Here is a 22913-nt window from a genome sequence, read left to right as displayed (position 1 = left end):
GCCCGCACAGCGGATTCCCCGGATGCGGAACCACTCAGCCCAGTTCGCCGGAGAGCCGCCCGTGGAGCGCCGTGGACCCGGTGTCGAGGTGCACCACCTCGACCGTCGACCCGTGCTGGGCGAATCGCTGCTCGACCCCGTCGAGGGCCGCGACCGTGCTGGCGTCGAACACGTGCGCGTCGGACATGTCGATGACGACGTGCTCGGGGTCCTCGGCGTAGGAGAAGCGGGTGACGAGGTCGTTCGACGAGGCGAAGAACAGCGCCCCGCGGACCCGGTAGCGGACCGTGTGCTCGTCGACGACCTCACGCGCGACGGTCACCACGTGGGCGGCTCGGCGGGCGAAGACGAGCGCGGCGACGACCACCCCGACGAGCACGCCGGTCGCGAGGTTGTCCGTGGCGACGACGACCACGACGGTGATCACCATCACCGCGGTCTCGCCGAGGGGCATCCGCCGGAGCGTGCGGGGGCGGATGCTGTGCCAGTCGAAGGTGGCGACGCAGACCATGATCATCACGGCGGTGAGCGCGGCCATCGGTATCTCGGCCACGAGGTCGTGCAGGACGATCGTCAGCACGAGCACCGACGCTCCGGCGGCGAACGTGGAGATGCGCGTCCGGGCCCCGGCCGTCTTCACGTTGATGACGGTCTGGCCGATCATCGCGCAGCCGCCGGTGCCGCCGAAGAAGGCCGACGCGACGTTCGCGATGCCCTGGCCCCACGACTCACGCCACTTGCTCGAACCGGTCTCGGTGATCGAGTCGACGAGCTGCGCGGTGAGGAGCGTCTCGATGAGCCCGACGATCGCGACCCCGAAGGCGTACGGCGCGATGGTCTGCAGCGTGTCCAGCGAGAACGGCGTGGTGATGCCGCTGAACCCGGGCAGCGCGCTCGGCAGCGCACCCTCGTCGCCGACCGTGGGCACGGCGACGCCGAACAGGATCGTGATCGCGGTGATCACGACGACGGCGACGAGCGGTGCCGGGACCGCCTTCGTGACGAACGGGAAGCCGATGATGACGGCGACGCCGAGTGCCGTGAGCGCCCAGACCACCGCCGGCACGTCCGGCCCGAACAGGTTCGGCAGCTGCGCGGTGAAGATCAGGATGGCGAGGGCGTTCACGAACGCGACGTTCACGCTGCGCGGGATGAACCGCATGAGCCGGGCGACCCCCAGGAAGCCGAGCACGATCTGGATGAGGCCGCCGAGGACGATCGTCGGGACGAGGTACGCGATCCCGTGGTCGCGCACGAGCGGGGCGATCACGAGCGCCACGGACCCGGCGGCGGCGGAGATCATGGCCGGACGGCCGCCCACGATCGAGATCACGACGGCGATGACGACGCTCGAGAAGAGCCCCACAGCCGGGTCGACCCCGGCGACGACCGAGAAGGAGATCGCCTCGGGGATGAGGGCGAGCGCGGTGACGATCCCGGCGAGGACCTCGCGCGTGAGGAGGCGGGGCGAACGCAGGGCGCTGAGGACGCTCGGAGCGGTGGGAGCGTGGGTGGTCACGGACATCGCCCTGAACTCTACCCTCACGTGAGGGTAGAGTCGTCCCCGTGAGCACCACGATGCACATCGGCGAACTGGCCGACCGCGCCGGGATGTCCCTCCGCACGATCCGGCACTACGACGAGGTCGGGCTGCTCGTGCCGAGCGGACGGACGACCGGCGGGTTCCGGGTCTACACGGAACAGGACCTCGAACGGCTGCTCGTGATCCGGCGGATGAAGCCGCTCGGGTTCACGCTGGACGAGATGGCCGAGCTGCTCCGGGTCGTCGACGGTCTGGCCGCGAAGGACCCCGGGGACGCGCCTGCGCTGGCCGCACGGCTCGACGAGTTCCTCGTGGACGCGCGGGCGCGGCACGCGAAGCTCGTCGAGCGGGCGGGCATGGCCGAGGAGTTCATCGGGACGCTCGGCAGCCTGCGCGCTTCACTCCCGTGACAGCTCCCCCCGCCGCGGGCGGCCGGGCCGCGAGCCCCTCGACCCCTGCCGTCGTGCGGGGCCTCCCTCCAGCTCGCGACCCGGCCGCGTCAGGAACGCTACGGAGACATCGGACCCGACCCGCGCCTCCGGGCCCATCCTGTGGACGATGCCGGACGCCAGCCGACCTGTGGAGGAACGAACGCACCCGACGACGGCGCCCGAGGCGCAACCGGTAGACTCGACCACCGTGATCGAACGCACCCGCATCGCCGACCTCGCCGCACGCCCCGACGGCCCCGTCTCCGTCGCCGGATGGGTGGAGACCGTCCGAGACCAGAAGAAGGTGCAGTTCGTCGTCCTCCGTGACGAGTCCGGCGCCGCACAGCTCGTCAACCCCGCCACGCGCGAAGCGGTCGAGGGCGACGACGCCTCCGCCGCCGCACTCGCGACGACCGAGGCGATCTCCGGCCTCGCGCACGGCACCTTCGTGCACGTGCAGGGCACCCTGAAGCACGACGAGCGCGTCAAGCTCGGCGGGCTCGAGGTCAAGGTCGGCGACCTGACCGTCATCAGCGCCGCCATCCCGGAGACCCCGATCGCGGACGACTCCTCGCTCGACAAGCGCCTCGACTGGCGCTTCCTCGACCTGCGCAACCGCAAGCAGAACCTCATCTTCCGCATCCAGACGACGATGGAGCACGCGTTCCGCACGTACTGGGTCGAGCGCGACTACATCGAGATCCACACCCCGAAGCTGATGGCCTCGGCGTCCGAGTCGCGTGCCGAGCTCTTCCAGCTCGAGTACTTCGAGACGACGGCGTACCTCGCGCAGTCGCCGCAGAACTTCAAGCAGATGGCGCAGCCGGCCGGCTTCGGCGCGGTCTTCGAGATCGCCGACGCCTTCCGTGCGGACCCGTCGTTCACGAGCCGCCACGCGACCGAGTTCACGAGCGTCGACGCCGAGATCTCGTGGGTCGAGTCGCACGAGGACGTCATGGCCATGCACGAGGAGCTCCTCGTCGCCGGCTTCACCGCCGTCAAGGAGAAGTACGGCACCGAGATCGAAGAGGTCTTCGGCTTCGAGTTCGTCGTCCCGACCGCACCCTTCCCCCGCGTGACCCTCGCCGAGGCCCGGAAGATCGTCGCCGACAGCGGCTACGAGGTCGTCCGCGCCGACGGTGACCTCGACCCCGAGGGCGAGCGCCGCGTGAGCGCCTGGGCGAAGGAGACGCACGGTTCGGAGTTCGTCTTCGTCACCGACTACGACGCGTCGATCCGCCCGTACTACCACATGCGTCACGCCGACGACCCGACCCTCACGAACAGCTACGACCTGCTGTTCAACGGTGCCGAGATCTCCACGGGTGCACAGCGCGAGCACCGTGTCGACACCCTGACGGCACAGGCCGTCGAGAAGGGCCTCGACCCCGAGGAGCTCGGCTGGTACCTCGACTTCTTCCGCTACGGCGTGCCGCCGCACGGCGGGTTCGGCATGGGCCTGGCGCGCGTGCTGATGCTCGCGCTGCACGAGCCGTCGATCCGCGAGGTCACGTACCTGTTCCGCGGCCCGACGCGCCTCACCCCGTAGTCCGAGGCACCGCCGCCGGCCTTCGTGTGCAGAAATGGTCGCTTCCCGAGTCGGGAGGCGACCATTTCTGCTCACGAAGCGAGCGCGGCGCGCGGCGAGCGCGGGGAGCGCGGGCCTGGAGGCGCGGCTCAGCTCTCCCAGTCGATGGCCGCCCGCCCCGTGACCAGGCCACGGATCTCCGCTGCCGCGGCCTGGTGCTGCGGGTGCACCTGGTACTCGTCGAGGCCGGCGAGGTCGTCGAAGGTCGCCACGACGGCGACGTCCTGGTTCTTCCCCGGGTAGGCGACGTTCTCGACGACCTGCAGGGAACGGATCGAGTCGACGGTGCCGATCAGCCCGACGAGGAGCTCGCGGATCCGCTCGACGGACTGTGCGCGGTCGAGGTCCTCGCGCAGGGTCCAGGAGACGACGTGGTGGATCATGCGCGGGCCTCGGCCTTCTCGAGGGCACGGTGGAGCCGGTCGGCGTCGACGTGCCAGTTGCTGTGGACACGCCCGTCGACCAGGACGACCGGGATGTCCTCCGCGTACTCCAGGCGGAGGGCGTCGTCGTCGAGGATGGACAGCTCCTGCAGGGTCGTCCCCGGGTGTTCGGCAACGACGCGTTCGACGACCGGTCGGGCGTCGTCGCAGAGGTGGCAGCCGGGCTTGGTCAGCAGGGTCACGGCGGGCATGGGACCACCATATCCGCCCCTGGAAACGCGAAAGCCCCGGCGAACCGGGGCATGACGCTGCAGGCTCGGGGCCTACTTCTTGTTGCGACGCTGGTGGCGCGTCTTGCGAAGCAGCTTGCGGTGCTTCTTCTTCGCCATGCGCTTGCGACGCTTCTTGATGACAGAACCCATACGGACCTCACTCGGACTGATGTTGTGTGGACACCGGGCCAACGAGACCGCGGAAAAACAACCCCGCCGAGTCTAGCGGAGGCCTGACGCGATGTCGAACGGGCCGGTTCGGACCCGCCTAGCCGACGTCGGCGATGCCACCGCGCAGGACGTCCGCGACGGCGGACTCCGGGACGCGGAAGGACCGGCCGAAGCGGATGGCGGGGAGTTCCCCCGCGTGGACCATGCGGTAGACGGTCATCTTGGAGACGCGCATCATCTCGGCGACCTCAGCGACGGTGAGGAAGCGCACGTCGTCGAAACTGCCGGTCATGGTCCGCCTTCGGGAAATCGGTGTGACCTGTGTGGTCACTGGCAACTGTAGGGGCCGGTGCGACCCGGTGTCCAGGTCCCGTTCAGTCCTCGTCGCCACGACGCGTGAAGCGCTTCCGGCTGCGGTCGACGACCCGTTCCCAGCCCTGCTGCGCGCCGGACAGCGCCGCGGTCGCGCGGTAGGACGCCTCGGCCATCACGCGGCCGAGCTCGGTGCCGACCTCGACCGTGGCCTTGCCCGCCGTGCCGGAGCGTCGGACCGAGACCGGTTGCCCGTCGAGCGTCCACGCCGTCGTGGCCGGGGTGCCGTCGGCGTCCACCGCGCCGGTGAACGGGAGGACCCACTCCTCGATGCCGACGAGCGGCTCCGGGTCGAGGCGGTAGTAGCGGTGCTGCCCCTCTTCGCGGCTCGTCACGAGGCCGATGTCGCGGAGCACGCGCAGGTGCTTCGACACGGTCGGCTGGCTGACGCCGAGGCGTTCCACGAGCTGGCCGACGCTGAGCTCGCCGCCGGTGACGTCCGAGCCGTACGCGGACAGGAGCGTCCCGAGCAGTTCACGCCTGGTGGGGTCCGCCACGACGCTGAAGATGTCGGCCATGGGGCAAGGCTAGCCGGGGCGTCACGGATGTACCATGACGAACCGTCCCGCCCATGTCCACGGAGGCATACGATGCTCGACCGACACGAGCCGCCGTCCCGCTCGGCGGGAGCGACCCGTCGACGGCCGTCCCGTCTCGGCACCGCCCTCCGCTCGTCGCCGTCCCGCTTGGCGATCGTCGTCTTCGTGGCGCTGATCTTCGTCTTCACGAGCCTGTTCATGACGCCGTGGGCCGCGGCGGACGGACGCTCGACGCACTTCGCGGACGCACTCTTCACCGCGGCGTCGGTGGTCTGCGTCACCGGGCTCGCCACCGTGGACATGGCGACGCACTGGTCGGTGTTCGGCAAGACCCTCGTGGTGATCGGCACGCAGATCGGGGCCGTGGGCGTCCTGACGTTCGCCTCGATCCTCGGCCTCTTCGTCACCCGGAAGCTCGGACTCCGCGCGAAGCTCATGGCGGCCGGCGACTCGAACCCCCTGCGGACCCACCACGGCGCCGTGCCCGAGGGCCAGGCCGTCCGTCTCGGTGAGGTCGGCACCCTGCTCGCGACGGTCGCGGTGAGCACCCTGTCGATCGAGATCGTCCTCGGGCTCCTCCTGCTGCCGTCCGTCCTCATCGCCGGGATGCCCTTCTGGACGGCGGTCGGGGACTCCTTCTACTACGCGGCGATGGCGTTCACGAACACCGGCTTCGCGCCGAACGCCAGCGGACTCACCCCGTTCGCGCACGACTACTGGTTCCTCTCGCTGCTCATGGTCGGCGTGGTCGCGGGCTCGATCGGCTTCCCGGTGATCCGTGCCTTGACGAAGCAGCTCCGGACGCCGCGCCGCTGGCCGATCCACGTGAAGCTCACGCTCGCGACGAGCGCGGTCCTGCTCGTCGGCGGCGCCGCGGTGTACATCGCGCTCGAGGCATCGAACCCGACCACCTTCGGTGAGGAGGGCGCTGGCCGCACCGCGTTCCAGGCCCTCTTCCTCTCCACGATGACCCGGTCCGGCGGGTTCTCCCTCGTCGACTTCGACCAGCTGAACGGGTCGAGCCTGCTCGTCACGGACATGCTCATGTTCATCGGCGGCGGCTCGGCCTCGACCGCCGGCGGCATCAAGGTCACGACGCTCGCGGTCCTGTTCCTCGCCGCCGTCGCCGAGGCCCGCGGACGCCAGAGCATGGAGGCGTTCGGTCGGCGCATCCCGAGCGACGTCCTGCGCGTGGCCGTGGCGGTCGTGCTCTGGGGCGCCACCATCGTGGCCGTCGCGACCGTCGTGCTCCTGCAGATCACCCACGAGTCCCTGGACCGCGTGCTGTTCGAGGTCATCTCGGCGTTCGCGACGTGCGGGCTGTCCTCCGGGGTGTCCGCGAACCTGCCCGAGTCCGGCAAGTACGTGCTCGCGGCGACGATGTTCCTGGGCCGTGTCGGTACAGTGACCATCGCCGCTGCACTGGCCGCCAGCCAGAGCCGGCAACTGTTCCGCCGTCCCGAGGAGAGGCCGATCGTTGGCTGACCGCAACCGTCCGCACCCGCTCGGTGCCGTCAGCCACGACGCTCCGGTGCTCGTCATCGGCCTCGGACGGTTCGGCGCCGCCACCGCCGGGCAGCTCGAGCGGCAGGACCGCGAGGTCCTCGTCGTCGACACCGACGCCGGCCTCGTGCAGAAGTGGTCGGACCGCGTCACGCACGCGGTGCAGGCGGACGCGACCGACATCGACGCCCTGCGGCAGATCGGTGCGCAGGACTTCCCGATCGCCGTCGTCGGGACCGGCAGCGACCTCGAGTCGAGCGTGCTCATCACCGCGAACCTCGTCGACCTCGGCATCCCGCAGATCTGGGCGAAGGCGATCAGCAGGTCGCACGGCACGATCCTGTCCCGCATCGGCGCGAACCACGTCGTCTACCCCGAGCGCGAGGCCGGCGAGCGCACCGCGCACCTGGTGTCCGGCCGGATGCTCGACTTCATCGAGTTCGACGACGACTTCGCCGTGGTCAAGATGTTCCCGCCGGCATCGGTCCGCGGCAAGGACCTGGCGACCACGGTGATCCGCACGCGCTTCGGCCTCACCGTGCTCGGCATCAAGACCCCCGGCGAGGCCTTCGTCCCGGCGACGCCGGAGAGCGTGATCGGCCAGAACGACGTCATCATCGTCTCGGGGACCGAGAGCGCGCTGGAACGGTTCGCCGCCCTGGAGTGAGGACGGGACGGACAGGAGGCGCGGGGCGGGCCCGCACCGTCCCTCCAGTCCGTCAGCCGGTCACGTCGCGGACGCGACGCCGTCCCGGAGTGCGCGGAAGAGCCGTTCCAGCCCGGCGCGGTGCGCCGTGACGACGGTGTCGTCGTCCTCCCCCGCGAGGACGGCACGTGCCGTCCCGACGAAGACCGTGGCGTAGCCGGCGACGAAGAGCGCTGCGAGGAGTCGGTCGCCGACGGCGTCCCCGAGCGCGCGCTGCGCCCCCGCCACGAGCTCGAGCGCGCGCGACTGCAGGGCGGACGAGTCGGCGACCGTCCGGAAGAACGCGTGTGCGCCGGGCGCCAGCCCGGAGACCGGCGCGCGCTCGTCGACCAGGCGCAGTGCGAGCGCCTCGAGCGCGTCGAGCGCCTCGTCACGCGGAACGTCCTCGACGGCTGCGACGAACAGCGCGACCGTCTCGGCGGAGCGGTCGAGGAACAGGTCCTCCTTGCGCGGGAAGTGCTTGAAGACCGTGACGCTCGAGACCCCGGCGGCCTTCGCGACCTGCGCGACGGTGACGCCGTCGAAGCCGTGCTCGGCGAACATCCCGGACGCGGTCTCGGCGATCCGCGCACGGGTCTCCGGGCCGCCGCGGGGCGCGCTCCTGGGCATGCGGACTCCTCGTTGATTGACTCACTCAGTTTACTGACTTAACCTAGACGCATGAACGTCGACCGGTCCCCCCACTCTCCCCGATCCCTGCGCGGATCGCGTGTCGCCCTCGCCGGGCTCGCCGCGGTCTTCCTGTTCGAGATGCTCGACAACTCCGTCCTGAACGTCGCGCTCCCCACGATCGGTCGTGAGCTGCAGGTCGGCGCGACCGGGCTGCAGTGGGTGACGACGGCGTACTCGGTGGTGTTCGGCGGGCTCATGCTCGCTGCGGGTGCCGTCGCGGACCGGTACGGCCGACGCCGGGTGATGCTCGTGGGGCTCGTGCTCCTCGGGCTGGCGAGCCTCGCGACCGCGTTCGTCACCACCGCCGACCAGCTGATCGCCGTCCGGGTCGCCACCGGGATCGCGGCGGCGATGACCACCCCCGGGTCGATGGCCCTCGCGTTCCGGCTCTTCGACGACGACGAGCGGCGGGTCCGGGCGATCACGGTGATCTCCACCGTCGGGCTCGTCGGGCTCGCGGTGGGACCGACGATGGGCGGACTCGTCCTCGCCGTCGCGCCCTGGCAGGTGCTCCTGCTCGTCAACGTCCCGATCGCCGCACTCGCGTTCGTGGGGATCCGCGTCGGCGTCACCGCGGACGATCCGGCGGGTCTGCACCGGGCTCCCGTGGACTGGATCGGAGCGGCACTGGGGACCGTGACGATCGTCCTCGCCCTCGTCGCGCCGACGCGGTTCGCCGACGGCGGGCTCGACGACTGGACGGCCTGGGCGGCCACGGCCGGCGCGATCGGCGGCGGCGTCTGGTTCGCCGTGCGACAGCGCCGCGTCGAGCACCCGCTGCTCGACCTCGCGCTCGTCGCCCGGCCGCTGGTCTCGAGCGGCCTCGCGTACAAGGCGGCCACGGGCCTCGCGGTCGCGGGCCTCGGATACCTGGTGACGCTGCACCTGCAGCTCGCCTGGGGGTGGCCGCCGGCCCTCGCCGCGATCGGCATGCTCCCGCAGGTCGCCGTGCTCGTGGCCGGGAGCGCGTTCGTCGGACCCTTCGTCCGGCGCGTCGGACTCGGGCACGCCGCGTGGTCGAGCGCGGCCGCCGTCGTCGTCGGGCTCGCGGTGTACACGGTGCTCGGGCCGCTCGGCTACGGGTGGATCGCCCTGGCGCTCGTGCTCGTCGCCGCCGGCATGCGGGTCGTGGGGGTGGTCGCCGGCACGAACGTCCTGCGCGGGCTGCCGGAGGACCGCACGACGATCGGCGCCGCGCTCGTGGACTCCTCCTCCGAGGTGGCCTCGGCCGTCGGGGTGGCGATCGCCGGCACGGTGCTCGGTGCCGTGTTCACCGGGTCGCTCACCGCGACGCCGTGGACGCACGCCCAGGGTGTGGCGTTCGACCACGCGGTGACGATCGGCGGGTCGGTGCTCACCGTGCTCGCCGGGGTGCTCGTCGTCTGGGCGATGGTCCGGGCCGGACGTGCCGGGACGACCGCTAGCCCTTCGCCAGCTCCTCGGCGCGGGCGATCGCCGCGCGGGACGCCCGCTCGAACGTCCCCGCCAGATCGGCGTCCTGCAGCACCGCGACGGCGCGCTCGGTGGTCCCCTTCGGGCTCGTGACGGCCCTCCGCAGGTCGGCGGGCTCCTTGCCGGAGGCGGCGAGTAGTTCGACGGCACCGCGGAGCGTCCCCTGCACCATCGCCTCGGCCTGGTCGTGGGAGAACCCGAGCGACTCGGCGGCCTGCTGCCACTGCTCCACGAGGAGGAAGACGTAGGCGGGCCCGGAGCCCGAGACGGCGGAGAGCGCGTCGAGCTGGGACTCCGGCACCTCGATCACGACACCGGACGCGTCGAACACCGACGACGCGAGCGCGACGGCGTCGGCGTCCGCGGAGGCACCGGCGCTGATCCCGGTCACCCCGTGCCCGACGCCGATCGGCGTGTTCGGGAGCGCTCGGACGACCCGGACACCGGCCGGCACCTTCGCCTCCATGCTCGCGGTCGTCGTCCCCACGGCGACGCTCACGACGACGGTCCCCGGCTCGAGGTCCGCCGAGACCTCGTCGAGCAGGTCACCGATCGCGTAGGGCTTCACCCCGAGCACGACGAGCGACGCGCCGCGCACCGCTGCCCGGTTCGCGTCGGGGTCGGTGTCGGTGGCGGTGGCGTCCAGGCCGCGCTCCCGGTGTGCCGCGGCGGACTGCTCCGACTTCGTCGTCAGGGTCACGGTGGCCCGGTCGAGACCGGCGGCGAGCAGGCCGTCGAGGACCGCGCCGGACATGGAGCCGACGCCGAGCAGGGCGGTGCGGGGCAGTTCGATCGTCATGCCCCAGACCCTACCGAGCGCCCTCGCCTAGGATCGTCCAACAGATCGGGAGAAGGGGACAGCTGTGAGCGCTTCTGGAGGCACGAGGGCGATCCTCGCCGCACTCGGTGCGAACGTCGGGATCGCGATCGTGAAGTTCATCGCCGCGGCGATCAGCGGTTCCGCGTCGATGCTGGCCGAGGGTGTCCACTCGCTCGCCGACTCCGCCAACCAGCTCCTCCTGCTCCTCGGCGGCCGTCGTGCCCGGCGTGCCGCCGACGAGGAGCACCCGTTCGGCTACGGGCGTGAGCGCTACGTGTACGCGTTCGTCGTGTCGATCATCCTGTTCTCGGTCGGCGGGGTGTTCTCCCTCTACGAGGGCATCGAGAAGCTCACCCACCCGCACCCGCTGGAGAACTGGTGGCTGCCGCTCGTGGTGCTCGTCATCGCGATCGGGCTCGAGGGCTTCTCCCTCCGCACCGCACTGCAGGAAGCACGACCGCAGAAGGGCCGGCAGAGCTGGGTGCAGTTCGTCCGCCGCGCCAAGGCCCCGGAGCTCCCCGTCGTGATGCTCGAGGACACCGCGGCGCTGCTCGGCCTCGTCTTCGCCCTGTTCGGCGTCGGCCTCACCGCGATCACGGGCAACGGCGTGTTCGACGCGATCGGCACGATCTTCATCGCCGCGCTGCTCATCGCCGTGGCGGTCGTGCTCGGCATCGAGACGAAGAGCCTCCTCGTCGGCGAGGGTGCCACCGCGGCCGACGTCGAGCGCATCAAGCACGCGGTGCTCGACGGTCCCGAGGTCGACTCGATCATCCACATCAAGACCCTGTACCTCGGCCCCGACGAGCTCATGGTCGGCGTGAAGGTCGCGGTGGACGGCGACCGACGGCTCGGCGACGTCGCCGCGGGCATCGACACGGTCGAGCACCGGGTGCGCCAGGCGGTGCCGATCGCACGCGTGATCTACGTCGAACCCGACGTGCTCCGGACGGGCCCCCGCCCGCCGACCGAGGCGATCGTGATCCGCGCCGCAGACTAAGGGGAACCTTGCTGGCGAGCGCCGTGGCCGGTCATCCACGATGGTCACATGTCGGCGCTCTTCAGCATCCTGCTCGTCCTCCACTTCCTCGGTCTCGCTGCCGTCATCGGTGCCTTCCTGGTGCAGGTCCGCCGCAAGGGCGGCTTCCAGACCTCCTGGCCGATCACCGGTCTCGTCGTGCAGCTCGTCACGGGCCTCGGGATGATGGGGATCATCGACGCGACGCAGGACGGCGGCGCGAACCACGTCAAGCTCGGCGTGAAGCTCGTCATCGCGGCGGTCGCACTCGTGCTGGCGCTCGTCGCGCGGGCGCGTCAGAAGCGGGCGGACGCCGGTACCGCAAAGGCGAAGGCCGCCCTGCCGTTCTTCCACTCGGCCGGGGCGCTCGCGATCGTCAACGTGTTCGTCGCGGTCCTCTGGAAGTGACGCCCACAGGTCAGCGACGCTCGGCGAAGAACGCGTCGAGCAGCGCGGCGCACTCCCCCTCGAGCACCCCGCCGATCACCTCGGACCGGTGCGGCAGCCGACGGTCCCGCGCGACGTCGTAGACGCTCCCGCTCGCGCCGGCCTTCGGGTCCCACGCGCCGAACACGATCCGCGGCACCCGGGCCGCCATGACCGCACCGGCGCACATCGGGCACGGCTCGAGCGTCACCACCAGGGTGTGCTCCTCGAGGTGCCAGTCGCCGATCGCCGCCGCGGCCGCCCGGAGCGCGAGGACCTCGGCGTGTGCCGTGGGGTCCTGTCGCGCCTCGCGCTCGTTCCGTCCCACGGCGATGACCGCGCCGTCCCGGTCGAGGACGACCGCCCCCACCGGGACGTCCCCGGTCGCGAGGCACGCGCGGGCCTCGTCGAGCGCGCGTTCCATCGCGGGGACGAACGGGCGGGCGGCGGGTGCTTCCACGGAACCTCCTGGCGGTCGGCAGCACGGTAGGCTCGACCCTATGCGAGTCCACGTCGCCGACCACCCGCTCATCACCCACAAGCTCTCGGTGCTCCGCGACCGTACGACGCCGTCCCCCACGTTCCGCGCCCTCACCGAGGAGCTCGTCACGCTCCTCGCGTACGAGGCCACGCGCAACGTCCGGGTCACCGCGACGCCGATCGACACCCCGGTGGCACACACCATGGGCGTCTCGATCGCGAAGCCGCGCCCGCTCGTCGTGCCGATCCTGCGTGCCGGGCTCGGCATGCTCGAGGGCATGGTCAAGCTCGTCCCGACGGCCGAGGTCGGCTTCCTCGGCATGGCGCGCAACGAGGAGACCCTCGAGCCGCAGACCTACGCCGAGCGCCTGCCCGACGACCTCTCCGGTCGGCAGTGCTTCGTCCTCGACCCGATGCTCGCGACGGGCGGCACCCTCGCGGCCGCGATCGACTTCCTGTTCGACCGCGGTGCGGAAGAGGTCACCTGCGTCTGCATCCTCGGCGCGCCCGAGGGGCTCGCCGCGGTCGAGGCCGCCGTGGGCGACCGCAACGTCTCGATCGTGCTCGGCGCGCTCGACGAGAAGCTCGACGAGAACGGCTACATCGTTCCGGGCCTCGGCGACGCGGGCGACCGCCTCTACGGTCTCGCCGAGTAGACGCGACCACGTTCCGACTGGAGGCGCGGTGCCAGCTGGCACCGCGCCTCCTGTCCGTCGTGCCGGTGCGTTCGCAGAACGCACCGTCCGTGCGGACGGTTGACACGACGTTGGTATCCCACCGATACTCGTCCCATGACTGCAACCGTGTCCACCCGCGTCCTCTCCGAGGCCCAGGGGACCGCCGGCATGATGATGCCGGCCACGGCCGTCATGCGTTGTCGAATGTGTGCCTGATCGGCACCCGTTCCAGCCGGATCCCCCGCGACACCACCCCCGTCGCGCGAGCGTGATCCCCGGGTGACGACCACGTCGACGACGCGCACCACGTCACGAGGTCTGTCTCCCGTACCCCCGGGTCGGCCCCGGTCCGCAGCAGGACCGCAGGGCCCACGGCACTCGCCGTACCCGGACCGACGCATTCGACACGGCCGCGGCACACCTCGACACCGCAGCCACATCGCCCGGAGAACCGCCATGTCGCTCACCATCGCTCAGCCCCGCACCGCCCTCCGCACCGCCGCACCCGCGCCGACCGACCTCGGCACCGTGACCCCGATCCGTCCGCGTCGCGAGCCCGTCGCCCCGCCCGTCGCCACCGGCGTGCCGACCAGCCCGGTCGTCGCCCCGCAGCGCAACCGTGCCCTGCCCGAGGGCACCGAGGCACGCGGCTTCGCCCTCTACGTCGGCATCGACGAGGCGAAGGCAGCGGCGGCGGGCACGACCCTCGCTGCGGTCGTCGAGCAGCTCAAGGCCCTGACCGCGCAGCTCGTCCCGACCTCGGAGACCTACGCCGCGGTGGCCGTCGCCGCCGAGGGCTCCGGGGGCCGTGACGTCGACGTCGTCCGGCTCGCCCTGCAGGACCGCTCCGCCGTGGCCGCGCGCAAGCAGGCCGAGAAGCCCGAGCCGGAGGAGACCGGGGTCGTCATCGACATCTCCCGGAAGCGCGTCACGCTCGACGGCGAAGCCGCTCCCCTGACGTACAAGGAGTTCGAGCTCCTGCAGTTCCTCGTCCTCCGCGAGGGCCAGACCGTCGACCGCTCGGCGATCATCGACGGCCTGTGGTCGGACGGCGAGGACGAGACCCCGAACGAGCGCACGATCGACGTCCACGTCCGTCGCCTCCGCTCGAAGCTCGGCGCCTTCGAGGAGATCGTCCGCACCGTGCGCGGTGTCGGCTACCGCTTCGACCGCCACGCCGACGTCGCCGTGCGCTACGCCTCCACGCCGTCGCCGGACCTCTTCTGATCCTGATCGGTCGTTCTTGGTGAACTCGCAGCGAACGACCGCCGCGTCCGGTAGCGCGCCGTTACCCGTTCGTTATACAGTCGTGCGTGCAGACGGTGTTTGCTGTGGCACCGCCTGTGGAATGTGATTGCAGGACACTCTTGGTGCAAGGGAGAGGGCCGGTCATCCCCGTGATGACCGGCCCTCGTTGCGTCCCGGGGGACACGGCTGCGCGTCAGCAGCATCGCGTGTCCGAGGCCGTCGGTAGTGTGGCATGACCGTACGACCAGAGGGAGCGCGACCGTGAACGAGCCACGCCGCAGCGAGAAGGCGACCGCCGTCGCTGCCTGGGAAGCGCTCTTCCGCGCCCAGGTCACGGTGATGCGCGCGCTCAACGCCGACTTCCCGGGCGGCGAGATCTCGTTCAACGAGTACGACGTCTGCTTCAACCTCTCCACGCAGCCCGGCCGGCGCTGCCGGATGCGCGAACTGACCGGCCACCTGCTCCTGACGCAGCCGAGCGTCAGCCGCCTGGTCGACCGGCTCACCGCGCGCGGCATCGTCGAGAAGCAGCCGGACCCCACCGACGCCCGCGGCGTCATCGTGGCCCTCACCGCGCACGGCTTCGACGTGTACCGCGCCGTCGCCGTCCAGCACGCGCAGACCATCGCCGACCAGGTCGGTGCCGGCCTCGACGACGTCGAGCTGCGCACGCTCACCGAACTCTGCACGAAGCTCCGGACCGCGGCCGGTGCGGCCTCGCCCCGACGTGGCGCGACCCGGGCGGCGTCCGACGTCGACGCGGCAACGGTGTGACCGGCGCCCTGGTCTGGCTCCGCGACGACCTCCGTCTCGCGGACAACCCGGCACTCCGAGCAGCGATCGACCACGGCGGCGACGTCACGGTCGCGTACGTCCTCGACGAGCAGTCCCCCGGCATCCGCCCGATCGGGGCTGCGGCACGGTGGTGGCTGCACCACTCGCTCGCCGCGCTCGACGGTGAACTCCGCGAGCGCGGGTCCCGACTGGTCCTCCGCCGCGGGCCCGCTGCCGAGGCCGTCGACGCGCTCGTGTCCGACACCGGCGCCGACGCGGTGTTCTGGAACCGCCGGTACGGCCGAGCCGAGCGGGACCTCGACGCCGGCATCAAGTCGACCCTCACCGACGGCGGGACCGAGGCGCACAGCTTCGCCGCGAGCCTGCTCTGGGAACCGTGGACCGTCCTCACCGGGCAGGGCGAGCCGTACAAGGTGTTCACGCCGTTCTGGCGTGCCGCCCAGGCGATGCCCGAGCCCCGCCATCCGCTGCCCAAGCCGCGTGACCTCCCCGCGGCGCCCCGGGTCGCGAGCGACGACCTCGACGACTGGGACCTGCTGCCGACGCACCCCGACTGGGCCGGCGGTCTCCGGGACGCCTGGGAACCCGGCGAGCAGGGCGCGCACCGGCGGCTCGAACACTTCGTGCACCACGCGCTCGAGGACTACGACCAGCGCGACGAACCCGCGATGGCCGCCACGAGCGACCTCTCCCCGCACCTGCGGTGGGGCGAGGTCAGTCCCTACCAGGTCTGGCACCGCCTGCACGGCCAGCTCGAGCCCGAGCAGCGCAAGAACGCCTCGGCGTTCCTCCGGCAGCTGGCCTGGCGCGAGTTCAACTGGAACGAGTACTTCCACTGCGAGGACATCACCACGGTGAACGTCCGGCGCGAGTTCGACGCCTTCCCCTGGCGGGACGTCCCCGACGCCGAGGTCGACCGCTGGCGGACCGGGACGACCGGGTTCGACCTCGTCGACGCGGGCATGCGGGAGCTCTGGCACTCGGGTGCGATGCACAACCGGGTCCGGCTCGCGACGGCCAGCTTCCTCGTGAAGAACATGCTCGTCGACTGGCGCGTGGGCGAGCAGTGGTTCTGGGACACCCTCGTCGACGCCGACTCCGCCAACAACGCGGCGAACTGGCAGTGGGTCGCCGGCTCCGGGTTCGACGCGGCGCCGTACTTCCGGGTGTTCAACCCGGACCGGCAGCTCGAGCGATTCGACCCGCACCGCGATTACGTGCACCGCTGGGTCCCCGCCGACGAAGACCGTCCGGAGCCCATGCTCGACCTCAAGGAGACCCGGCAGCGGGCACTCGACGCGTACGACCGGATGCGCCGGTCGTGAGCGGCATCGATCCGCAGGTGATCGCGGACGTCGACGCGTTGTTCCGCGAACGTGTCGAACGCGGCGTCGCTCCGAGCAGCGTCTGGGGCGTCTTCGACCGCACCGGGCTCGTCGCCTCGGGCGGGCACGGCGACCGCGGCGACGGCATCGCTCCCGACGCCGACACCGTGTACCGGATCGCCTCCTGCACGAAGAGCGTGACGGCGGCCACCCTGCTCGCCCTCGTCGCGGACGACCGTGTCCGGCTGGACGCCCCGATCACGGACTTCGCGCCCGCCTTCGCGGACGTCGTACTGCCCACCGCCGACTCCCCCGTGCCGACGCTCCGCATGCTCCTCACCATGGCCGGCGGCTTCCCGACCGACGATCCGTGGGCCGACCGGCAGGAATCGATCTCGGACGCCGAGCTCGACGAAGTCCTGCGCGCCGGGCTCCTGTTCGACTCGGTCCCGGGGACCCGGTTCGCCTACTCGAACACCGGGTACGCGTTGCTCGGCCGGGCGATCGCCGTCGTGGCCGGCCGCCCCTTCCCCGACGTCGCGACCGAACTCGTCCTCGGCCCCCTCGGCCTGCGCGACACCGTCTTCCGCGCCGACGACGCCCACGGTCACGTGGTCACGGGCGTGCAGCCCGCCACTGACGGGGCGGGAGTCGGGACATGGGAGCCGCTGCCGATGTCGGGCCCCGGCGCGTTCTCGTCGATCGGCGGGCTCTTCTCGACGGTCACGGACCTCGCCCGCTGGGGTCGGCACCTCGCGTCGGCGTTCACCGAGGCGCCCGAGCCCGGACCGGTCTCCCCCGCCGACCGCCGACTCATGCAGCAGGCGATGCGGGTCGTGCCCGCAGCGGTGGTGCCGACCTCGAGCCGCGCGACGGCGTACGGCTTCGGGCTCTTCGTCGAGCAGGACCCGGCGTTCGGCGAGCTCGTCTCGCACTCCGGCGGGTACCCGGGGTTCTCGGCGCACATGCGGTGGTCGGTCCGGGACGGCCTCGGCGTCGTCGCCTTCGAGAACGCCACGCAGGCGAAGGTCTCGGCGGCGGCGGACCGGGCGCTCGACCTCGTGCTGACCGCCCGCGCGACCGCCCGCGCGACCGCCGCGGCGGACCGTGCATCCGCGGGCGGCGCACTGGCGGACCGTGCACCCGGCACCGGGCAGACCGTGGACGCGACGCGGGCGGCGCAGGCTGCCGTGACGCGCCTCCTGGCCCACTGGGACGACGACCTCGCCGACGCGATCTGCACGCCGAACGTGGCGATGGACGTGCCGTACGAACGACGCCGCCGGGCCATCGCGGAGGCGGTGGTGGCCGTCGGTGCCGACCTCGGGGCGGAACCGGTGGCCGCCGAGTCCCAGGCCCCGTCGCACCTGCGCTGGTGGCTGCCGGGGACGGCCGGTCGGCTGCGCGTCGAGATCCGGTTGGCGCCGCTCGCGGCCGGCCTCGTGCAGACCCTGGTGGTCCGGGCCGAACCCAGCGAGCGCTGACCCCGCGACCGGTGGTCCCGGCCGAATCCAGCGAGCGCTGACGCGCTAGCGTCAGACCGGCGGACGCCCGCCCACGAACCCGAGCGCCCGCGCCGCGACCCGCGTGCCCTCGCGCGCAGCCGCCGCGACCCGCACCGGATCGGTCGCCCACGCACGGAGGAACCCCGCCGCGAACGCGTCCCCGGCGCCGAGCGTGTCCACCACCGTCGCAGGCGTGATCGGCACCCGCTGCGGCGTCCGACCTCGCCGCCCGAGCAGGACGCCCTCGGTCCCCATGGTCACCACGACCAGGGGCACGCGGTCGGCGAGCGACTCGATCGCCTCCGTGACGGTGGGTGCTCCGGTCAGCGCGAGGGCCTCGTCCTCGCTCGGGAAGAGGGCATCGAGGCCGGAGAGCGCCTCGAGGAACTCCGACGCACCGACCGCACGCACCACCGCGGCGGACGAGGGGTCGAGGGACACCCGGGCGGAACCGGACCGGGCCTGGGCGACGAGTGCCGCGATGCGGTCCGGACCGCCTCCGCCGAGCATCGCCGAGCCGGTCAGGTGCACGATGTCCGCGCGCGCCACGAGGTCGACCGGTAGGTCCTCCGCCGACAGCACCCCGCTCGCTGCGGGATCCGACATCGCGGTCCGACCGTTCCCGTTCCGCACGGACACGACGGCGCCGGTCGCGGTCCGGGCGTCGTAGCGGATGTGCGCGCGGACGCCGGCGTCGGCGAGCGATCGCTCGTGCCGGTAGACGTCGTCCACGCCGACCCGCCCCACCAGGTCCACGTCGGCGCCGAGCCAGCCGAGCCAGGTCGCGGTGTTGCCCGCGGCGCCGACCGGTCGGTGCCGGATGACCGCGGCCGGGTCGTGTGCACCCATGCTCGCGGCCGTGGTGTGCACGAGCACCCCGTCCAGGACGTCCCCGACGACGAGGAAGCGCTTCCCCGCCCCGCGACGGCGTCCGGCGACCGCCCGCCCGGCACGGGGTGCCTCGGGGCGCGACGGGGCCACAGGGCGCTCTGGAGGCATGGACATCGGCCCCATCCTACGTGGAATCGAGTAAAACTCCGCTTCTCACCACAAATCCCTTGCACCCGTTATGGATTCCCGGCTGTTTCCCGGCCATCGCCAGTAATATACTCTGTGATCGTATGTGAACGGTCGCGTACTGCCCATCACGCTCGTTGGAGACGCCATGCCCCGCAAGCCCGACCCGACACTCAAGCCGGCGATCATCGCGAAGGTGGCCGAGCACCTGCAGGACACCAAGCTCGAGGACGTCTCCGTCCGCAGCCTCGGCCGGGTGCTCGGGACGAGCGCGTACCCGATCGTGTACCACTTCGGCACGCGCGAAGCCCTGATCGACGCCGTGGTGGACCACCTGGCGGAATCGGTCTCCGACGTCACGCTCGACCCCGGCGCCGACGACCGCGGGCTGACCGACTACCTCATCGCGGTGTTCGGCGGGCTCGACGACCCCGAGCGCTCCCTCGCCGCCCGGCTCACCTTCGAGCTCGGATCGGTCGAGTCGCTGGACGGCCGTGATCGCGAGCGCACCTTCCACCGCGCGCAGGTGAGCGCGATCGCCGCCTGGTGCGTCGAACACGGCTACGGCGCGGTGGACGCCGAACGGGCGGCCCGCGGTGCCGTCCTCGCAGCTCGGGGCGTGCAGTGGGGCACGATCGTCGACCGCGAGCGGGCGACGCCCGACGCCGCGCTGCGCGCGATCGCGCAGAAGCTGGTCGCCGGGGCGCACTTCCAGTCGGCCTGAGCGGTCGACGCGCACCGACGAACGACGGGAGGCGCGGTGCCAGCCGGCACCGCGCCTCCCGTCGTTCACCGGCTCACGACCGTGACCCGCTGCGCCCGTCTCAGAGGGTGACGAAGCTCTGCGACTTCGCGTTCGCGAAGCGCGCGGCGACGTTCTCCCAGTCGACGATGTTCCACACGGCCTTGACGTAGTCCGCCTTGACGTTGAGGTAGTCGAGGTAGAAGGCGTGCTCCCACATGTCGAGCATGAAGATCGGCACGAGACCGAACGGCACGTTGGCCTGCTGGTCGAACAGCTGGAACGTGGTCAGCTTCTGGCCGACAGTGTCCCAGGCGAGGACGGACCAGCCGGAGCCCTGGATACCCGTGGCGACGGCGGTGAACTGGGCCTGGAACTTCTCGAACGAGCCGAAGAACTCGTCGATCGCCGCGGCGAGCTCGCCCTCGGGGACCTTCGTGTCCGGGCCGAGGTTGGTCCAGAAGATCGAGTGGTTGACGTGGCCACCGAGGTTGAACGCGAGGTCCTTCTCGAGCTTGTTGACGTTCGCCAGGTTGCCGGACTCACGGGCCTCGGCGAGCTGCTCGAGCGCGGTGTTCGCACCCGTCACGTAGGTCTGGTGGTGCTTGTCGTGGTGCAGCTGCATGATCTTGCCGCTGATGTGCGGCTCGAGTGCGGCGTAGTCGTACGGCAGCTCCGGCAGGGTGTACTCAGCCATGTGAGTTCCTTTCGATCAGTGGTGTGCGGATGGTGCTCCGCGGCTCACGAGAGCCGGGAACGATCGGTGAGGGAGTGGAATTCCCGGTTGTGGTAGACCAGCGGCTCGCCCCGCTCGAGGCCGACGACGATGTCGAGGACCTCGGCGACGACGACGGTCGACGAGCCGATCGGCGTGGTCGAGAGGGGCCGGCAGCGCAGGGCACTCGCGGCACTCGGCAGGTAGCGGTCACCCGACGGCAGGGTGCCCCAGATCGGGTCGTCCGCCGCGGGGCTGCCGGTGGAGGCGAACCGACGGGCGAGGGCGACGCCGAGCGAGTCGACGAGGTGCACCACGAAGATCGGGGCGCCGAGCACGACTCCGGCTGACCCCGAGTTCGTGGACAACGAGAACACGAGCACGGGCGGGTCGATCGCCACGCTCGCGACGCTCGATGCGGTGAGGCCGGTCGGACCGTCGGGGCCTTCGGCGGTGATGACGGCGACACCGGCCGGGTGTCCACGGAAGGCGGCCTTGTAGGCGTCCGCGATGTTCGCCGGTGCTGCGTCGGGCATGGGAGTCGTGGTCGTTCCTTCGATGGGGAGGGCCGCGGCTCCGCGGCCATGTCCCAACGTATGACCTGAACCCTGGTTGAGGTCAACGATTCCCAGGTTCGGTCGATCCCGGGCGTGCCGTGTGACCCCGTGTGACGCGGGGTGCGGCGGCGCGAGCCCGACTTCGTGAGCAGAAATGGTCGGGTCGCTCGCGGCGACCCGACCATATCTGCTCACCAAGCGCGGCGGCGCCCGGGGCGCGGCGTGCGCGGCGCGGCGCGGCGCCGCCCGCGGCGGCGCGGCGCGCGCGGCGCTACCGGCGCTTGAGCATGACGACGGCACCGGCGGCCGCGACCACCATCAGGAGCGCGGCCACCCCCGCCGTCACCGTGACGCCGGAGTCGAACGCGGCCCGCGCCGACTCGAGCAGCGCCTGCCCCGCCGACCCGCCGAGGGACGACGCCGCCGACACCGCTCCGCCGAGGGTCTCCTGCGCAGCGGTGTGCGCCGACGAGGACAGCCCGTCCGGCACCACGACGTGCGCCCGGTAGGCCGTGGCCAGGATCGTCCCGAGCACCGCGGTCCCCAGCACGGCACCGATCTCGTACGCCGTCTCGGACATCGCCGACGCCGCACCGGCCTTGTCCGCCGGGGCCGTCGAGATGATCAGGTCGTTCGTCACCGTCTCCGAGGCACCGATCCCGATCCCGAGCAGCACGAACGCGAACGCCAGCGCCACGATCGAGGCGTGGTGCCCGAGGACCGCGACCATCGCGTAGGCGGCCGCCGAGAACAGCAGCGACACGGCGACGACCCAGCGCGGAGCGACCCGGGCGACGATCGGCACGACGACGAGCCCCGCCACGATCGTGAGGATCGACCCCGGCACCAGCACCATGCCGGACGCGAAGGGGTCGAGGCCGGCGACGAGCTGCAGGTGCTGTGCGATGAAGAACAGGAACCCGGTCAGCGAGAACATCGCCGCCATGTTCATGAGCACGCTGCCGGTGAACGCCGTGCTCCGGAACAGCCGGAGGTCGAGCATCGGGGTCCGCGAGCGGAGCTGCCGACGGACGAACGCGATGCCGCACAGGACGCCGACGGCGAGCATCGCGATCGCGAAGCCGCGCTCCTCGGGGTGCACGACGGACTTGATCGCCCACGCGATCGGGGCGAGGGCGCCGAGCGACAGGAACATGCTCGGCACGTCGACCGGCCCCGGGTTCGGGTCACGGGACTCCGGCACGCAGAACGGCACGGCGACGAGCATCACGACGAGGATCGGCACCGCCACGAGGAACACCGCGCCCCAGTGGAAGTGCGCGAGCAGCACGCCGCCGACGAGCGGGCCGAGGGCGTTGCCCGCCGCGAACATGGTGGACCAGACGGCGAGCGCCATCCGCCGCTCCCCCGCGTGGACGAACACGTTGCGGATGATCGAGAGGGTCGCCGGCATGAGCATCGCGCCGAACACGCCCATGACGATCCGTGCGGCGACGAGCATCCAGGCGTCGGTGGCGAAGGCCGCGGCGACGGAGAAGAGCGCGAAGCCGGTGGCACCGACGACGAGGATCCGACGGCGGCCGATGCGGTCACCGATGCTGCCCATCACGACGAGGAGGCCGGCGAGGACGAGCGGGTACGCGTCGACGATCCAGAGCTGCGTGGTGGCGTCCGGGTTCAGCGCGCGCGAGATCGACGGCAGCGCGAAGCTCAGGACGGTGTTGTCCACCGAGATGAGGAGGACGGGCAGCATGAGCACCGCGAGGGCGGCGAACCGGCGGGCGCGGCTGCCGGTGGCGGCAGTGGGGATCGGGCTGGTGAGCAGGGCGGACACGGTGACTCCAGGGACTTCGAGCCGGACCAGGTCGACGGCGGAACTGACGAACGGACCGGACGGGACGCGGGGTGTGCACGCATCCCGTCAGGACTCCGTTAGTGTACCGTCTGGACGGTAATGGTTGCAAATGCAACTGAAGACGGACGGGAGGCGCGGTG

Annotated in this window: 25 protein-coding genes and 1 pseudogene; 13 read left to right on the top strand and 13 right to left on the bottom strand. The window is 71.6% G+C overall.

The window, feature by feature from the left end:
• Positions 1-34 precede the first annotated feature (34 nt).
• Positions 35-1525: a SulP family inorganic anion transporter gene (locus BIV01_RS08900; RefSeq protein ID WP_071302596.1), complete on the bottom strand. Its 1491-nt coding sequence runs from the start codon at positions 1523-1525 to the stop codon at positions 35-37.
• A gap of 53 nt (positions 1526-1578) precedes the next feature.
• Between BIV01_RS08900 and BIV01_RS08895 the strand changes: the two genes are divergently transcribed.
• On the top strand, positions 1579-1953 hold the full coding sequence (locus BIV01_RS08895; RefSeq protein ID WP_070419479.1) for a MerR family transcriptional regulator: 375 nt from the start codon (positions 1579-1581) through the stop codon (positions 1951-1953).
• A 229-nt stretch (positions 1954-2182) separates the two neighbouring features.
• The gene (aspS, locus tag BIV01_RS08890) at positions 2183-3523 is read left to right on the top strand and encodes an aspartate--tRNA(Asn) ligase (RefSeq protein WP_071302645.1); all 1341 of its coding nucleotides are present in this window, start codon (positions 2183-2185) and stop codon (positions 3521-3523) included.
• A 128-nt stretch (positions 3524-3651) separates the two neighbouring features.
• On the opposite strand, the gene BIV01_RS08885 is transcribed toward aspS, so the two are convergent.
• The 5 genes from BIV01_RS08885 to BIV01_RS08870 all read right to left on the bottom strand — a co-directional run bounded on the left by BIV01_RS08885 (position 3652) and on the right by BIV01_RS08870 (position 5278).
• Complete coding sequence (locus tag BIV01_RS08885) at positions 3652-3945, bottom strand: Dabb family protein (RefSeq protein WP_071296699.1); 294 nt, start codon at positions 3943-3945, stop codon at positions 3652-3654.
• Positions 3942-4196: a glutaredoxin family protein gene (locus BIV01_RS08880; protein WP_071296698.1), complete on the bottom strand. Its 255-nt coding sequence runs from the start codon at positions 4194-4196 to the stop codon at positions 3942-3944. Before BIV01_RS08880 ends, BIV01_RS08885 begins: the two co-directional genes overlap by 4 nt.
• 72 nt (positions 4197-4268) lie before the next feature.
• Positions 4269-4367 (bottom strand): 30S ribosomal protein bS22, encoded by a 99-nt coding sequence (locus BIV01_RS18955; protein ID WP_003792170.1) that lies wholly within the window; start codon positions 4365-4367, stop codon positions 4269-4271.
• Between the two features lie 118 nt (positions 4368-4485).
• Positions 4486-4680 (bottom strand): helix-turn-helix domain-containing protein, encoded by a 195-nt coding sequence (locus tag BIV01_RS08875; protein ID WP_022902482.1) that lies wholly within the window; start codon positions 4678-4680, stop codon positions 4486-4488.
• An 82-nt stretch (positions 4681-4762) separates the two neighbouring features.
• The gene (locus tag BIV01_RS08870; RefSeq protein ID WP_070418353.1) at positions 4763-5278 is read right to left on the bottom strand and encodes an ArsR/SmtB family transcription factor; all 516 of its coding nucleotides are present in this window, start codon (positions 5276-5278) and stop codon (positions 4763-4765) included.
• Between the two features lie 72 nt (positions 5279-5350).
• Between BIV01_RS08870 and BIV01_RS08865 the strand changes: the two genes are divergently transcribed.
• Together BIV01_RS08865 and BIV01_RS08860 are read left to right on the top strand one after the other, a co-directional pair.
• Positions 5351-6784 carry a TrkH family potassium uptake protein gene (locus BIV01_RS08865; protein WP_071302595.1) on the top strand — a complete coding sequence of 478 codons (1434 nt, stop codon included), beginning with the start codon at positions 5351-5353 and terminating at the stop codon, positions 6782-6784.
• The gene (locus tag BIV01_RS08860) at positions 6777-7469 is read left to right on the top strand and encodes a potassium channel family protein (RefSeq protein ID WP_175473676.1); all 693 of its coding nucleotides are present in this window, start codon (positions 6777-6779) and stop codon (positions 7467-7469) included. Before BIV01_RS08865 ends, BIV01_RS08860 begins: the two co-directional genes overlap by 8 nt.
• 60 nt (positions 7470-7529) lie before the next feature.
• Here BIV01_RS08860 and BIV01_RS08855 read toward each other — a convergent pair whose 3' ends face one another.
• Positions 7530-8117 carry a TetR/AcrR family transcriptional regulator gene (locus BIV01_RS08855; RefSeq protein ID WP_071302594.1) on the bottom strand — a complete coding sequence of 196 codons (588 nt, stop codon included), beginning with the start codon at positions 8115-8117 and terminating at the stop codon, positions 7530-7532.
• Positions 8118-8168: 51 nt separating this feature from the next.
• On the opposite strand from BIV01_RS08855, the pseudogene BIV01_RS08850 reads away from it, so the two are divergent.
• Positions 8169-9404 (top strand): annotated as a pseudogene (locus BIV01_RS08850) (MFS transporter); the annotation flags it as partial.
• A gap of 196 nt (positions 9405-9600) precedes the next feature.
• Here BIV01_RS08850 and proC read toward each other — a convergent pair.
• A complete protein-coding gene (gene proC, locus BIV01_RS08845; RefSeq protein WP_070418349.1) occupies positions 9601-10431 on the bottom strand; it encodes a pyrroline-5-carboxylate reductase in 831 nt (276 codons plus the stop codon).
• A 64-nt stretch (positions 10432-10495) separates the two neighbouring features.
• Here proC and BIV01_RS08840 point away from each other — a divergent pair, with 64 nt between their 5' ends.
• Together BIV01_RS08840 and BIV01_RS08835 are read left to right on the top strand one after the other, a co-directional pair.
• The gene (locus tag BIV01_RS08840) at positions 10496-11452 is read left to right on the top strand and encodes a cation diffusion facilitator family transporter (protein WP_071302593.1); all 957 of its coding nucleotides are present in this window, start codon (positions 10496-10498) and stop codon (positions 11450-11452) included.
• A 48-nt stretch (positions 11453-11500) separates the two neighbouring features.
• Positions 11501-11878 (top strand): hypothetical protein, encoded by a 378-nt coding sequence (locus BIV01_RS08835; RefSeq protein ID WP_070418347.1) that lies wholly within the window; start codon positions 11501-11503, stop codon positions 11876-11878.
• 10 nt (positions 11879-11888) lie between these two features.
• On the opposite strand, the gene BIV01_RS08830 is transcribed toward BIV01_RS08835, so the two are convergent.
• Complete coding sequence (locus tag BIV01_RS08830; RefSeq protein ID WP_070419477.1) at positions 11889-12320, bottom strand: nucleoside deaminase; 432 nt, start codon at positions 12318-12320, stop codon at positions 11889-11891.
• Between the two features lie 76 nt (positions 12321-12396).
• Here BIV01_RS08830 and upp point away from each other — a divergent pair, with 76 nt between their 5' ends.
• The 5 genes from upp to BIV01_RS08805 all read left to right on the top strand — a co-directional run bounded on the left by upp (position 12397) and on the right by BIV01_RS08805 (position 17905).
• A complete protein-coding gene (gene upp / locus BIV01_RS08825) occupies positions 12397-13032 on the top strand; it encodes a uracil phosphoribosyltransferase (RefSeq protein WP_070418346.1) in 636 nt (211 codons plus the stop codon).
• A gap of 477 nt (positions 13033-13509) precedes the next feature.
• Positions 13510-14280: a winged helix-turn-helix domain-containing protein gene (locus BIV01_RS08820; protein WP_070418345.1), complete on the top strand. Its 771-nt coding sequence runs from the start codon at positions 13510-13512 to the stop codon at positions 14278-14280.
• A gap of 282 nt (positions 14281-14562) precedes the next feature.
• On the top strand, positions 14563-15075 hold the full coding sequence (locus BIV01_RS08815; RefSeq protein WP_254791810.1) for a MarR family winged helix-turn-helix transcriptional regulator: 513 nt from the start codon (positions 14563-14565) through the stop codon (positions 15073-15075).
• Positions 15072-16421, top strand: coding sequence for a cryptochrome/photolyase family protein (locus tag BIV01_RS08810; protein WP_071302592.1), 1350 nt, complete (start codon positions 15072-15074; stop codon positions 16419-16421). Before BIV01_RS08815 ends, BIV01_RS08810 begins: the two co-directional genes overlap by 4 nt.
• Entirely contained in the window at positions 16418-17905 is a 1488-nt protein-coding gene (locus BIV01_RS08805; RefSeq protein WP_071302591.1) for a serine hydrolase domain-containing protein, read from the top strand. Before BIV01_RS08810 ends, BIV01_RS08805 begins: the two co-directional genes overlap by 4 nt.
• Before the next feature lie 51 nt (positions 17906-17956).
• On the opposite strand, the gene BIV01_RS08800 is transcribed toward BIV01_RS08805, so the two are convergent.
• A complete protein-coding gene (locus tag BIV01_RS08800) occupies positions 17957-18931 on the bottom strand; it encodes a carbohydrate kinase family protein (protein ID WP_139202090.1) in 975 nt (324 codons plus the stop codon).
• A gap of 160 nt (positions 18932-19091) precedes the next feature.
• Between BIV01_RS08800 and BIV01_RS08795 the strand changes: the two genes are divergently transcribed.
• On the top strand, positions 19092-19667 hold the full coding sequence (locus BIV01_RS08795) for a TetR/AcrR family transcriptional regulator (RefSeq protein ID WP_071302590.1): 576 nt from the start codon (positions 19092-19094) through the stop codon (positions 19665-19667).
• A gap of 100 nt (positions 19668-19767) precedes the next feature.
• Here BIV01_RS08795 and BIV01_RS08790 read toward each other — a convergent pair whose 3' ends face one another.
• From BIV01_RS08790 to BIV01_RS08780, 3 genes are all read right to left on the bottom strand, one after another.
• Positions 19768-20382 carry a superoxide dismutase gene (locus BIV01_RS08790; protein WP_070418340.1) on the bottom strand — a complete coding sequence of 205 codons (615 nt, stop codon included), beginning with the start codon at positions 20380-20382 and terminating at the stop codon, positions 19768-19770.
• A 44-nt stretch (positions 20383-20426) separates the two neighbouring features.
• The gene (locus BIV01_RS08785; RefSeq protein ID WP_070418339.1) at positions 20427-20936 is read right to left on the bottom strand and encodes a flavin reductase family protein; all 510 of its coding nucleotides are present in this window, start codon (positions 20934-20936) and stop codon (positions 20427-20429) included.
• A 292-nt stretch (positions 20937-21228) separates the two neighbouring features.
• Positions 21229-22752 carry an MFS transporter gene (locus tag BIV01_RS08780; RefSeq protein ID WP_070418338.1) on the bottom strand — a complete coding sequence of 508 codons (1524 nt, stop codon included), beginning with the start codon at positions 22750-22752 and terminating at the stop codon, positions 21229-21231.
• Positions 22753-22913 lie beyond the last annotated feature (161 nt).

Origin of the sequence: Curtobacterium sp. MCBA15_013, assembly GCF_001865095.1 — a bacterium.
Lineage (GTDB): Bacteria > Actinomycetota > Actinomycetes > Actinomycetales > Microbacteriaceae > Curtobacterium.
Note: the sequence above shows the minus strand (reverse complement) of the source record. Positions and strands in the feature narration are given on the sequence as shown.

Bases quoted from the DNA above. Each gene is read 5' to 3' on its own strand.
- upp (WP_070418346.1), top strand. From the start codon at position 12,397: ATGCGAGTCCACGTCGCCGACCACCCGCTCATCACCCACAAGCTCTCG.
- BIV01_RS08855 (WP_071302594.1), bottom strand. From the start codon at position 8,117: ATGCCCAGGAGCGCGCCCCGCGGCGGCCCGGAGACCCGTGCGCGGATC.
- BIV01_RS08900 (WP_071302596.1), bottom strand. From the start codon at position 1,525: ATGTCCGTGACCACCCACGCTCCCACCGCTCCGAGCGTCCTCAGCGCC.
- proC (WP_070418349.1), bottom strand. From the start codon at position 10,431: ATGACGATCGAACTGCCCCGCACCGCCCTGCTCGGCGTCGGCTCCATG.
- BIV01_RS08790 (WP_070418340.1), bottom strand. From the start codon at position 20,382: ATGGCTGAGTACACCCTGCCGGAGCTGCCGTACGACTACGCCGCACTC.
- BIV01_RS08885 (WP_071296699.1), bottom strand. From the start codon at position 3,945: ATGATCCACCACGTCGTCTCCTGGACCCTGCGCGAGGACCTCGACCGC.
- BIV01_RS08870 (WP_070418353.1), bottom strand. From the start codon at position 5,278: ATGGCCGACATCTTCAGCGTCGTGGCGGACCCCACCAGGCGTGAACTG.
- BIV01_RS08795 (WP_071302590.1), top strand. From the start codon at position 19,092: ATGCCCCGCAAGCCCGACCCGACACTCAAGCCGGCGATCATCGCGAAG.
- BIV01_RS08820 (WP_070418345.1), top strand. From the start codon at position 13,510: ATGTCGCTCACCATCGCTCAGCCCCGCACCGCCCTCCGCACCGCCGCA.
- BIV01_RS08880 (WP_071296698.1), bottom strand. From the start codon at position 4,196: ATGCCCGCCGTGACCCTGCTGACCAAGCCCGGCTGCCACCTCTGCGAC.
- BIV01_RS08800 (WP_139202090.1), bottom strand. From the start codon at position 18,931: ATGTCCATGCCTCCAGAGCGCCCTGTGGCCCCGTCGCGCCCCGAGGCA.
- BIV01_RS18955 (WP_003792170.1), bottom strand. From the start codon at position 4,367: ATGGGTTCTGTCATCAAGAAGCGTCGCAAGCGCATGGCGAAGAAGAAG.
- BIV01_RS08785 (WP_070418339.1), bottom strand. From the start codon at position 20,936: ATGCCCGACGCAGCACCGGCGAACATCGCGGACGCCTACAAGGCCGCC.
- BIV01_RS08830 (WP_070419477.1), bottom strand. From the start codon at position 12,320: ATGGAACGCGCGCTCGACGAGGCCCGCGCGTGCCTCGCGACCGGGGAC.
- BIV01_RS08895 (WP_070419479.1), top strand. From the start codon at position 1,579: ATGCACATCGGCGAACTGGCCGACCGCGCCGGGATGTCCCTCCGCACG.
- BIV01_RS08875 (WP_022902482.1), bottom strand. From the start codon at position 4,680: ATGACCGGCAGTTTCGACGACGTGCGCTTCCTCACCGTCGCTGAGGTC.
- BIV01_RS08865 (WP_071302595.1), top strand. From the start codon at position 5,351: ATGCTCGACCGACACGAGCCGCCGTCCCGCTCGGCGGGAGCGACCCGT.
- BIV01_RS08835 (WP_070418347.1), top strand. From the start codon at position 11,501: ATGTCGGCGCTCTTCAGCATCCTGCTCGTCCTCCACTTCCTCGGTCTC.